The 12,119-nt window shown below is 50.1% G+C and carries 7 protein-coding genes and 1 tRNA gene; 3 read left to right on the top strand and 5 right to left on the bottom strand.

Annotated elements, in window-relative coordinates; all coding sequences use genetic code 11:
* Positions 1 to 2: 2 nt before the first annotated feature.
* Together NG653_RS09450 and NG653_RS09445 are read right to left on the bottom strand one after the other, a co-directional pair.
* A complete protein-coding gene (locus NG653_RS09450; RefSeq protein ID WP_252741450.1) occupies positions 3 to 650 on the bottom strand; it encodes a 50S ribosomal protein L25/general stress protein Ctc in 648 nt (215 codons plus the stop codon).
* Positions 651 to 674: 24 nt separating this feature from the next.
* Entirely contained in the window at positions 675 to 1,616 is a 942-nt protein-coding gene (locus NG653_RS09445; RefSeq protein ID WP_252741449.1) for a ribose-phosphate pyrophosphokinase, read from the bottom strand.
* A gap of 270 nt (positions 1,617 to 1,886) precedes the next feature.
* Here NG653_RS09445 and NG653_RS09440 point away from each other — a divergent pair.
* Positions 1,887 to 1,970: transfer RNA gene (locus tag NG653_RS09440), tRNA-Leu, on the top strand.
* A gap of 244 nt (positions 1,971 to 2,214) precedes the next feature.
* Here NG653_RS09440 and NG653_RS09435 read toward each other — a convergent pair.
* Genes NG653_RS09435 through NG653_RS09425 form a run of 3 tightly spaced genes read right to left on the bottom strand, consistent with a single transcriptional unit; the run spans position 2,215 to position 8,096 of the window.
* Entirely contained in the window at positions 2,215 to 3,978 is a 1,764-nt protein-coding gene (locus tag NG653_RS09435) for a hypothetical protein (protein WP_252741448.1), read from the bottom strand.
* Positions 3,971 to 5,275, bottom strand: coding sequence for a DUF4249 domain-containing protein (locus tag NG653_RS09430; protein WP_252741447.1), 1,305 nt, complete (start codon positions 5,273 to 5,275; stop codon positions 3,971 to 3,973). Before NG653_RS09430 ends, NG653_RS09435 begins: the two co-directional genes overlap by 8 nt.
* A 13-nt stretch (positions 5,276 to 5,288) precedes the next feature.
* Entirely contained in the window at positions 5,289 to 8,096 is a 2,808-nt protein-coding gene (locus NG653_RS09425) for a TonB-dependent receptor (RefSeq protein WP_252741446.1), read from the bottom strand.
* A gap of 329 nt (positions 8,097 to 8,425) precedes the next feature.
* Between NG653_RS09425 and NG653_RS09420 the strand changes: the two genes are divergently transcribed.
* Together NG653_RS09420 and NG653_RS09415 are read left to right on the top strand one after the other, a co-directional pair.
* A complete protein-coding gene (locus NG653_RS09420) occupies positions 8,426 to 9,871 on the top strand; it encodes an NADP-dependent isocitrate dehydrogenase (protein WP_252741445.1) in 1,446 nt (481 codons plus the stop codon).
* Between the two features lie 970 nt (positions 9,872 to 10,841).
* Positions 10,842 to 12,116, top strand: coding sequence for a ribonucleotide-diphosphate reductase subunit beta (locus NG653_RS09415; protein WP_252741444.1), 1,275 nt, complete (start codon positions 10,842 to 10,844; stop codon positions 12,114 to 12,116).
* Positions 12,117 to 12,119: the final 3 nt, after the last annotated feature.

Here is a 12,119-nt window from a genome sequence, read left to right as displayed (position 1 = left end):
CCTTATTCGGCGGCTTCCCCAGCAGGAGCCTCAGCAGCCTGGGCCTCAACCCCGGCCTCTTCCCCTTCGGTTTCTTCTTCATCATCGTCGGCCACCATAACCGCAGTACGGGCCATTTTCACCTGTACCACAACGGTGCTGTCGGGGTGGAGGATGGTGAAATCGTCGCTTTTCAGGGATTCTACAGTAATGAGGTCCCCAATCTTGAGTTTGGAGATGTCCACATTGAAGAAATCAGGCAGATTGGACGGAAGGGCCTTGATCAGCAGCTTGCGGTAGCGGAACAGCAGGCGCCCCCCGTTGCGTACCCCCGGGGAATTTCCCACCAGGCGCACCGGGATGTTCAGGGTTACCGGTTTGTCTTCGAAGAGTTGATAGAAATCCACGTGCAGGATGCTGTCAGTTACCGGGTGGAACTGTATGTCCTGCATTACGGCGTTTACGCGGGTGCCGTTGTCGAGTTCAATGACCACGGTATGCGCATTGGGCGTATACACCAGGTCTTTGAATGACAGTTCTTCTGCTGAAAAGTGCAATGGTGTTTCCCCCCCGTATACTACGCAAGGGACCTTTCCAGCATTACGTAGGGCTTTACTCGATTTCTTGCCCACGCTTTCTCTTTGGGATCCTTTGATTGTAATTGATTTCATTATCTGGTTTGAATTAATAAATACTTATAAAATAAATTTGGAGGCGATGGAGGTGTTGTGGTGCACCCGGTGCATCACGTCGGCGAATAAATCCGCACAGCTGAGGACCTCTATCTTTTTGCTCCCCGTCTTTACAGGGATGGAATCCGTCACGATCAGTTGCTCCAGTTTTGATTTCTCGATGCGCTCCAGGGCATTGCCTGAAAGAAGCCCGTGGGTGGTAATGGCCCGGACGCTGCGCGCGCCCCGTTCCATCATCAGGTCGGCCGCCCGGGTCAGGGTGCCCGCCGTATCCACCATGTCATCGACCATCACTACATTCTTATCTTCTACCTCTCCAATGAGCTCCATGTGCTCAATGACGTTCGCTTTTGCACGCTGTTTGTAACAAATGACCACGTCGCTTTGCAGCGCCTTGGAATAGGCATAGGCCCTTTTAGACCCACCCATGTCGGGAGAAGCGATGGTCAGGTTCTCCAGGTTCATTTTTTTAAGGTAGGGCAGAAAGAGGGTGGAGGCGAATAAATGGTCGACAGGCTTTTCGAAAAAGCCCTGGATCTGGTCGGCGTGCAGGTCCATGGTGATGATGCGGGTGGCACCAGCCGCCTCCAGCATTTTCGCGACCAGTTTTCCGGCGATCGGGACCCTGGGTTTGTCTTTGCGGTCCTGGCGGGCCCATCCGAAGTAGGGCATCACCGCGGTGATGTGCCTGGCGGAGGCGCGCTTGGCCGCATCGAGCATCAGGAGCATTTCCATGAGGTTTTCCGGCCCCGGGTGGGTCGACCCGATTACAAAGATGCGGGCCCCCCGTATCGATTCCTCGTATGAAGGCTGGAATTCCCCGTCGCTGTAGCGGGAAATAATGACATTGCCCAGTTTTGCCCCGTATGCCATGGCGATGCGTTCGCCAAGTTCCATACTCTGGGTGCAGGCAAAAATCTTCGGTTCCGGTACCGTGTAGGACATACCTCTGGAAATCGATTAGTCAGGTTCGCGAACTCCCTCATTTCAAAGGAGGTGCAAATTTAAACAATAATTTGGGTTGCTAAAGGATAATTGGTGGTAATTTGGAGGGGGAATTAAATTATTTTTTAGCTTTGCCCCCCGGTTCGTGCGTTCCCGATCCCCAGACCAGATTGTGGGTCCTGGGCGCACCGGGCCAGGGAACGCCTCGGTGGCGGTCCCGATAGTCCCGATAGCTATCGGGAGGAGGTAGACGCGAACCGAATTAAAAATGCCTCGGTGGCGGAATTGGTAGACGCGCTGGATTCAAAATCCAGTGATAGCAATATCGTGTGGGTTCGATTCCCACCCGGGGTACAAAGGAGCTCCACGGCCGTGGAGCTCTTTCTTTTTGCTAGCCAGGTATTCTGGTTATGCCCTGCGGAGTTTAAGGAAAAATCCTGTCTGCCGAAGGACGGGCTGGATTTCCCCCTGGGTATTCCGTTCGCTGCAACACCACCTGGAAGGAAAGGCATTGTGTTTTCCAGGTGAGGTACGCTTGAAGGTCCTGTCAGGTGGGGGCAAGGGATGTGTTAGTTCCTCTTAAGGCCCTCCCAAAACATCATTCCACCGTGATGCTTGTTGAAACTGAAATTGGTTTTCCGTATGTGGTAAAACCATCCACCACAATTTCAAACTCCCCGGACAGATCAGAGGTAAAGAATTCAAAATTCGCACTGTTTCCCTCCAGGGTAAAATAGGGTTTCCAGAACAGCAGCATGCGGTAATCGGGAATTCGTTCAAAATCGCCTGTCCCATACGTTTGAACATAGTAGTTTTTTTTGGGAATGGGCTTGGTGATCGACGCCTTTACAGCGTTTTGGGCGTTGTACGTTTCATAATAATTCCCGTCGAAGGTTTCCACGGCCATGATGCCCTGGTAGGTTTTATTGGCCAACTGGAACTGATCGCGAATCAGGCGTATGGTTTTGATTTTTTTCGCATCAAACTCCTTCATGGCCTCATGGTTCGCAATGTAGACCCCGTCAAATAGGACAATGGCCGGAAAACTATTGAAGGCTTCCTTAAAGGTTTCAAAGTCCTGGGCAATTCGGATGTAATCATTCCCTCCGGGATTATTTCGATAGCCTGCATTGTTTAATATCTCAACCAGGGTTTCCTGAAAGGTAGGGAAACGGGTATACTCATCCAGGATAAATACTTCGGGCACACCCCCGTCAAAGGGATCTGTGGGGTCACCCAGCAGGACGGAGTCCGGTCGCAAGCCGAAGAACTGGTTTTCTATTTGGTTGTAAACGCTTCTTTTTTTAATGGCCCCGGCCGATTCTTCATCAAGTTGCCAATTGCCGAATTGCAAATCCGAAACATCGAGCTTACGAGGCGCTTTGACCGCAATATCCACCTCCAGGTCGGGATCCGCCACCTGTATAACGGCTATTGGTTCTTTGTAATCTTTTCGCAGATACGTATAGAAGTTGCCATCCTGATCGGTCGTGGCAGAATTCAGGACGAATTCTGCTCCAGGCAGCGATACCACCACGGGAATATCTGCCAGGGGCACGCCTGTATCGGCTCTGGTCACGGTTCCGTACAGCAATTCTCCGCGTTGCTCCGGAAGGAAAAGACTGTCGCCCACCTTCAGGTCGATTTCCCTGGCCACCGTCAAATACCGTGCAGCATAGGCCACGGCATTCATGGGAGGGAGGGTATTCAACCGACTTTTTTTCCTGACTTTCATGGAATAGGTTCCAAAGCCCAGGGAGCCTTTATAATTTCTCAGGGAAAGCGATACTTTTTCCCTTTTGGCGAAAACACTTTTATTCAAAAACAATCCGATGGTGGAGGAATCCATTTTAACCGGCCCAGGCCTATTGGCTGTAATAGCGGCACTCCCTGCACCGGTATCAAGCAGTCCGGACTGGTCGGCAGCGTAGGGATTGATGATCACCAGATCATCTTTAAAAACCTGCCCCAACCCATTGTTCTTCATCCATTGGGTATACCCCAGCAGTTTATAGTTTCCAGAGGGGATATCGGCAGAAACAAAAAAGTCGCCCTGGCCCGCACCTTTATCCAATTTTATTTTTTGTTCCAGAACGTATTCCCGGTCTTCATTCACCAGCGCCACATAACCCACTTTGCTTATTGTTGACGACCTGTTGTTTTGGGCATTAAAACAGTGAAAGCTGTAGTACAGGTATTCCCCCGAAAAAAGTACCGGACCCGTATGGTTCACAAAAACCTTTTCCTGCGGTACTTTTTTAAGGGTTGCCAATTCTTCTGCAGATTTGATCACATACTGCGACCAGGCATGAAAGGAAATCAGGAATATCCCTGCACTTAAAAAAGTTTTGCCTCTATTCATCGACCCAAAATTCAGGTACCACATTGCTGCCCAAAGCCGTACAATCACCACACGCCCTTTGCGTAACCAGGTACGGGCCTTCGCACTCTCCGGGAACAGTTGATTCAATAAATTCTATCTGCTCGCCTTTAATCAGATCGACTAAAGACTCACCACAGGATTCATTTGGCGGAATTGGGCCATCTCTTTCAGGATTTCCCAGTATTGGAGCGATATACCGCTCGCAATTTACGGTTCCAAAGTACGGGGGCAGGGCTTCCCCCGGGAAAAAGTCTTCATAATCAAAAAACAATCGCCTTTCTGTAATACTGGCCACATTGAAAAGGCCAATGGCCACGGCGTTTTCATCCGATACTGAGGTTATGTTGCCTTCAATCAGTCCTGGCTGGACTTCACTGAAGAGGCTTTGGTTTTGCGAAAATTGCAGCAAAGTGCGATAAAATTTGGCCGCCTCGACCGATTGGAGCAATTGCCGCACCAAAATACTGTAGCGATGGGAAATGATGGCGTCATCGCGACCGATAAATCGTATCAGGTTTCGCTTCAGTTCAGTTCCTTCCACGAGCAGGCCATCAGACAGGATGATTTCCCTGGAGGATACCGTGTTGTAACATGTTTGTTCTTCCTGCGCCCTTGGAACCAGGGCAACATCCGGATAAATAATTTCTACTTCCCCTGTTGTGTCATCAACCAGGACTTCTCCTTCGGAAAGGATTTCGAATTCAAATTCCGTCCAGTTCGGGGCTATAATTTTATAGGTTTCTTCATACGTGTAGCGGTAATCGTTCAAATCTCCTTCAGGATTCGAACTGTCCACAAATATGGCCATACCCTCAACCCCATTGTCGCTGATTATACGTTCCGCATAGATGTCCTCAATGTTGGAAGTGCCATTGAGCCGATTGGTTTCGGATTGGTACTCAACACCGTCCTGAGTAATTACCGACAACTGGTAATCAATGCCCTGTTGAGCAGAAAAGGGGGATTGGGATATATATTGGCCCGGAGATTGCTCCTCAAAAATGTAGGTGTTGCCCAATTCATCAAACACCCTGACCGTGGCATTCCGTTCAAAATTATCAACACTTTCGCCGGAGAAGCCTGAACCCCTGCTCAATAAAATTTCCTGCGATTTGAATTCGTCTGTGATGGTGGCTTCCACGATTAGGATATCTTCAATGGACACCTTCGATTTTATGTCTTCAGCAACAGGCACTTCTTCTACGCAGGATTGGGCGACAAATCCCAAAAGGATTATCAGGTTGAAAAATAGAAATCGCTTACCCGGGTTCATCATAGCCAACAGTTCCTTAAAACTTAAAATTGTAAGTTATAGACGGTATGGGGATTGCGAATATAGAACTCTGCAATGCCTTCACTTCTCCACCTTCCGTCACAAAAAACACCGAATAGGGGTTGTTGCGCCCCAAAACGTTATATACCGAGATCGTCCAGAAACTATGGACCAGTTTGTTCTTCCTGTGGTTACCCTCGATATTGATCCCCAAATCCAATCGGTAGAAATCGGGTATCCGGAATTCATTCCTATCGCTGAAGGCTACAAAATCGGCATTGTTGAATCGAAATGTTCCAATGGGATAGGTCACCGGCCGGCCGGTCTGGTACACGAAATTGACCGAAAAACTGTATCGCCTGGTGAGTTTGTAATTGGCGATCAGGCTCAGGTCATGGGGCTTGTCAAAGTTTGACGGAAAGAACTCCCCTCCATTAATACGCTCCTCACTGAATTGGCTGTCAAAGCGATATAGGGACCGCGCATAGGTATACCCCAACCACCCGTTCAGTTTACCGCGGTTCTTTTTGATCAGAAACTCTATCCCGTAGGCTTTTCCCTCCCCTTGCAGTACCTCGGTTTCAACATGCTCATTTAGAAAAAGGTCGGCCCCGGTTTTGAAGTCCAACACATTGTCCATGCGCTTGTAGTAGCCCTCCACACTGACCTCATACATGTTGTCGTTGAAGTTTTTGTAAAAACCCAGGGAAGCCTGGTACCCCGTTTGGGGCTCAATATTCAAATCGGAAAGTTTCCAGGTGTCAATGGGCGATACCGTGGTATTGTTTGTAAGGGTATGAACGAACTGATAGGCATTGTTGAAGCTGGCCTTCACCGAAAAATCCGGGGCAAGGAGATACCGAAGGGATACCCTCGCTTCGGGGCCTCCATAGGTCTCGACCACTTCGCCGCTGTTGTAACGGAGGGTGTCTTGCACTGTAGCTTCATTTCTCGGTTGGCCTTCAAAATAGGTCCGCTGGGTTCCCGGACCCAGGGCGGCAAAAAAGGCATACCGGAGCCCTAAATCCAAACTGAGGTTATCGGTCAAAGCGATTTCATCGCCCACAAACAAAGCGCCCTCTATTGCCTGTTCTTCATCTATAAATACGGGAACTATATCGGAATCACTGCCCATCGGTTCAATGCTTCCGGGATTGACGGAATAGAATTTGGAGGAAATCCCGTAATCCAAAGAATGTTTGTCGTTTAGTCGCGTATTCAATTTGTATTTCAGTTCAGTCTCATTGATACGGTAGGTCAGGTCAAAGTCGGTATTGGCCTGCCCATCGAAATCAATGCCGAACCGGTAATCGCTGTTGGCCGCCATTAGAGCGCCAACGGTTTTGTTGCTATGCCGGTGGTCCCACCGTACGGAAGCCAACCGATTGGTGTAATTGTAAAGGGAATCGGACGTTATACTGAAATCATCGCGGCTGAAATAGGCTGTTGCCCTGATCTCGCTTTGGTCGTTGAAGCGATGGTGGTATTTGGCAATTACGTCAAAGAATGACGCCTCACTATTGTTAAGGGACTCTTCCTCCAAAGAGCGCAGGATCCAATCGGCATAGGCCCCACGCCCACCGACCACCAGGGAAGAAGTGTCTTTTTTTACGGGGATTTCCAGGGCCAGGTTTCCCGTAACCGGTCCTATGGAGCCCTCGCCCGAAAACCTTTCCACATTTCCATTCTTGGTTCGAATGTCGAAGACCGAGGACAAACGCCCCCCAAACTCCACGGGCACGCTTGCCTTGTAGATATCCGCTCCCTTGGTGGTAAAAGGGTTCAGGGCCTGAAAAATGCCAAAAAAGTGGGTCGGATTGTAGATTACGGCATCATCCAACAGCACCAGGTTTTGGTCCGTTTTACCGCCGCGAACGTTTAGTCCGGTCGCACCTTCACCGGCAGATGAAATGCCCGGGAGTGCTTTTGCCACCTGCAATAAATCGCGTTCCCCCAAAACCAGGGGGATGTTCCTGGATTCTTCCAAATCAATGGTTTCCTTACCCGTACTGGTTTCCTCTACATTGCTGATGGCATCGGCCTCGACCACCACTTCATCTAACTGTTCCAGGCCTTCTTCCATGGCCAAATTCAGGGTCCCATCGTTGTACATCACGATTTCCCGCTCCATGTTCTCAATACCTATGGCCGTTATGGAAAGCACATTATACCCCGGGGGCAGATCCATGCTGTAATTGCCCTGTTCGTCTGTAATGGTCACCCTGTTGGTGCCCGAAAGCCGAATGGTGAGGTCGGGAATCGGTTCACCCGTGCTTTCATTGGTGGCCCTCCCCCTGAGGGTATAGCGTTGCCGTAGCTGGTTCGAACTGGCTTTGCCAATTCTTGCAATTGGGTATTTCCTGGCAGTGCGTTGAACACTTTCAGCTAAAAATGAGGGGACAGGGCGGGGTGCCGTTATTCCTTCGGTAGTTTCTGACGCAAGGGTGTCTTTTCGTCCAAAAAAGTGTTTGGGGAGTTCATCGTAAATGAGGGTGTTCTCAAGTAGGAACACCCGCTTTTCGTCTTCGAGGATGTAATAGTTCAGGGGGGTATTCGCCAACAAAGTGTCAAGTGCTTCGGACAATGTTAAACCGGAAAGATCGACCTCCTCAGGAATATCCCTGGTCCATTCTTCCAGGAAGAAAAAACGGTAGCCCGTTTCCTGCTCCAGCTTTAGAATTGAGGCATTGGTTTCAACACGCTCCTGAGGTGCACCGGACAGGGTTTCCTGGGCGTGGCAAAGGGCAGAAAGGAAAAGACCGGTTACCAATAAAAAAAGCTGATAACGTCGATTGGAAAGATGCCTTGCCCTCGCTGTTTCCATAAAAGGTATAGTGTTCCCCTCTCATAATACGGCAATTATTCGAATTATGAAAACTTTACGGTCCTACTTACCGGGTATTCCCGAAAATTACCGTAAGTCAAAAAACCAGGTATCCCAGCCACGGGTACGGATGACCCTGGAACCGGGTGGACGGCAAGCGGGCTTCATTTTTGAGGCCCGCTTCTTTTTTGCTATCGGTTCAGGGCTTACTTTTGTGGTTTCAGGCATGGATGCAGGCGTTTTGCCCCATGCACTTTAATTGGACCATTTCTAAATTAATAAGTATCTTTCACTTTTTGACTCGTTCAAATTGGATTAAACACAGAAACATGAAGAAAATTACGGTTGCAAAAGGCGATGGCATTGGCCCTGAAATCATGGACGCCACCCTTAGGATTTTGTTTGCGGCGGGAGCTGAAATAGAGACCGAGGAGATTGAAATCGGCGAGAAAGTTTATACCCGCGGTCATACGGCCGGCATTGAGCCGGGCGCATGGGAATCGCTCCAGCGCACCCGGGTTTTTCTGAAGGCGCCCATCACCACGCCACAGGGCGGGGGTTACAAAAGCCTGAACGTGACCATACGCAAAACGCTGGGGCTATATGCAAACGTGCGCCCTTGCATCTCCTACCATCCGTTTGTCACCACCAAGCATCCGGTGATGGATGTGGTCATTATCCGTGAAAACGAAGAAGACCTGTATGCCGGTATTGAGCACCGCCAGACCCAGGAGGTGACCCAGTGCCTGAAACTGATTACCAAGCCCGGAACCGAAAAGATCATCCGGTTTGCTTTTGAGTATGCAAAAACCTACGGAAGGAAGAAGGTGACCTGTTTTACCAAGGACAACATCATGAAACTGACCGACGGGTTGTTTCACCATACCTTCGACGAGATTTCGAAGGAGTACCCGGAAATCGAGTCGGAGCACTGGATTGTGGATATCGGCGCCGCAAAGCTTGCCGATACGCCCGAGAATTTTGACGTGGTGGTCATGCCCAACCTCTACGGGGACATCCTCTCCGACGTGGCAGCCCAGATTACCGGGTCTGTAGGGCTCGGGGGTTCCGCAAATATCGGAACCGGATACGCCATGTTTGAGGCCATCCACGGCTCAGCGCCCCGCAGGGCCGGCCAGGACCTGGCCAACCCGTCCGGGTTGTTGCTGGGGGCCATTCAAATGATGGTATACATCGGTCAACCCAAAGTGGCTGAAAAGGTCCACAACGCCTGGTTGAAAACACTTGAGGACGGGATCCATACCTATGACCTTTACGATGAGGCCAGCAGCAAGCAGAAAGTGGGCACCGAGGGCTTTGCAGATGCCGTGATCGAAAGGCTTGGGCAAAAACCCACGACCCTGCCCGTGGTCAGCTATGCCTCGGCAAGCCAGCCCAAACTCTCCGAATACACTCCTGGTAAGCCTGAAAAAAAGGAACTGGTTGGGGTGGATATTTTCCTGGACTGGGACGAGGCAGGCCGGAATGCCGAAAAACTGGGCGGGGAGCTTTCCAAACACAGTGCAGGGCCGCTCAGTCTCCAGTTGATCACCAACCGCGGGGTGAAGGTGTACCCCGAAGGAATGGAGGAGACCTTTTGCACCGACCACTGGAGGTGCCGGTTTTCTTCCAAAAAAATGGACCAGGTCACGGCATCCAGGGATGTGATCGACCTTATGGCCTCCCTGGAGTCGGCCGGTTTTGATATCATCAAGACCGAAAATTTATACCGTTTCGATGGTAAATTAGGGTTTTCCCTGGGCCAGGGCCAATAATCCGCCAGAGTCAAATCGCTTTAGAAGAGATGGCCTCCACACGGAGGTCATCTTTTTTATGCATAATCAGGCAGGAATTCATGCTCCACCTTCAGGATCCGAATCCGGAATTCCAGGCAAAGCGCCTGCAGTACATTGAATATCGACAGTTGCATAAGGCCGTTTTGTTCCAAAACCTCATCTTCCGAAGCGATTTCGATCCTGATTGTCCGGTCTTTTGCCAGGTGTACTGAAACCGGATAAAAGATACCGACGGTGGCCTCAACAACTTTTCTGATCGCGATTGCGTCGAGTGGGGCATCTGTTTCCCCCAAAATACAGGCAGCCGCCAGCTTGGTTTTTTTTGGGGTGCCCCTATGGAAGTTACCTGCTGGTTTTAAATTGTTTATAGCCATGGCGGATTCCTTTAAGTCATGACTAAATTAGGCTGGTTAGGGCATATATTTTTATTTATCTTTTACATCTAAAACATAAATTATATTTATTGGTTGTTCAATAAGCCTCCCTTTTTGCATCCTCTTGGGAGAACAACAGGGGTGTGTTTTTAACGATCGCACCCCGTTTTTTCACCTAGGGTTTCAGCGCGGGTGTGCCCGGGGCGGTTGCAATAAAGTATCCCCATGGCAGAACCTGGCCCCCCTCCTTTTTGCTCCTGATTGGCCAACCGGGATTTTATCAACCGTTGCCCGGGGAAGCGACCTGCTGGTTTTCAGGCTTGTTTGCCTCCTTTGTAAACAAAATACACCTCAGGGTTATGGAATCGTTAATAACCCTGTGGAAAAGCTCTTGCCATTACGCTGGATTTCTACGAAACAAAATTTGACCTTTACCCTGGAATTTGTTTCCCACCCCATTTTTTGAGGATTCCCATGTTCCATTCCCCAGGGAGGCTGGCCCTCCCTTTCGTCTTGTTTTTCCAACAAAAAAGGACGTAAATAATTGATTAATAATGCCTTAAATATTTTTAGCGATGGAGATTTCCCAAATTATCAAACGCGATTACAGCACCTCCCCTTTTGTGTTGGAAAAAATAACCGATGCCGTGGAGAAGGCCATGCAGTCGGTCGGAAACGGATCCCGCAAAGATGCCGAGGTCATCTCGATGCGGGTGTACGAGACCCTGCTGGGCCGGAAGGAACTCGACCCCCAATACACCCCTACGGTGGAACAGGTGCAGGATATCGTCGAGGACACCCTCATGGGCAGTACCTTCCACAATGTAGCCAAGGCTTACATCCTGTATCGGAACGAACAGGCCCGGAAAAGGGAAACCGATATTTTCGAAAAACGGATTGAGCTGAAACCGTATGAATATCCCCAGCTGAACGAGTATGTGGATGCCATCAGGCATTCCTACTGGATCCACACCGAATTCAATTTCACCAGTGATATCCAGGACTTCCGCACCCGGCTTACCGAACCCGAGCGCAACGCCATCAAGAACACCATGCTGGCCATTTCGCAGATCGAAGTTGCCGTTAAAACCTTTTGGGGCGACATCTACCACCGCATGCCCAAGCCCGAGATCGGGGCAGTGGGGGCCACCTTTGCCGAAAGCGAAGTGCGCCACCACGATGCGTACTCGCACCTGCTGGAAATTTTAGGGCTCAACCACGAATTCCGGAACCTGAAGAAAAACCCGGTGATCATGAAAAGGGTGCAGTACCTGGAGACCGCCCTGAAAAACGCCAAGAGCGAGCACCCCAGGGATTATGCCGAATCCATCCTCCTGTTTTCCCTCTTTATCGAGCATGTATCGCTCTTTTCACAGTTCCTGATCATCATGGCGTTCAACAAGCACAAGAACCTGTTGAAGGGGATTTCCAATGCAGTGGAGGCCACTTCCAAGGAAGAGCAGATCCACGGCGATTTCGGGATCGACGTGATCAGAATCATCCAGCAGGAAAACCCGGCCTGGTTCGACGGGCACTACCAACAACGGATACAGGAGGTCTGCAGGGCGGCCTTCGAGGCAGAGAGCCAGGTGATCGACTGGATCTTTGAAATGGGCGAACTCGACTTTTTGCCCAAACCGGTGATAAATGAATTCATCAAAAACCGCTTCAACCGGTCGCTCGAGAGCATCGGTATCGAGAAGGTCTTCGAAGTGGACCCGGCCCTCCTCGCGGAGACCGAATGGTTCGACGACGAGATTATCGGGACCAAACACGGAGACTTTTTCGTGAAGCGGTCCATCAACTACAGCAAAAGAACACAAAGTATAACCAGCGAAGACTTATTCTAAACC

The sequence above is a fragment of the Robiginitalea marina genome (assembly GCF_024006985.1).
GTDB lineage: Bacteria > Bacteroidota > Bacteroidia > Flavobacteriales > Flavobacteriaceae > Robiginitalea > Robiginitalea marina.
This window is presented reverse-complemented; position numbering and strand designations above follow the sequence as displayed.